This is a genomic window from Streptomyces sp. GbtcB7 (assembly GCF_019091445.1).
GTDB classification, from domain to species: Bacteria; Actinomycetota; Actinomycetes; order Streptomycetales; family Streptomycetaceae; genus Streptomyces; species Streptomyces mirabilis.
Genome location: NZ_JAGXJM010000414.1, coordinates 1 through 254, shown reverse-complemented (window position 1 = coordinate 254; position 254 = coordinate 1). Strand labels below are relative to the sequence as shown.

Annotated in this window: 1 protein-coding gene; it reads right to left on the bottom strand. The window is 69.7% G+C overall.

Translation table 11 applies throughout. From position 1 onward, the window contains the following. Nucleotides 1–254: hypothetical protein (locus KVT44_RS56395; protein WP_217577054.1), on the bottom strand; the 254-nt coding region annotated here is incomplete at both ends.

Below are 254 nucleotides of genomic sequence, written 5' to 3'. Positions count from 1 at the left end.
GGCAGATGGTGGAGCGACATGAGGACCACCTCATCGCTCAGGCCGAGCACGCTGTCACAACAGGCTCTGCAGCAATCGAACGGGCGCACGGGACCCTCCGCGACCTCGAACGCCTCGAAGCCGACCTGCGGAACGGCGCGCACCCGAACCGCGATATCGCGGACCGGTTCGAGACGCTCCGTCGCCGTGCCGAGCGCGAGCTGCGTGCCGTCGCCGCATCGGAACGCACGGCGGCGTCCATCGGCACCCGACTG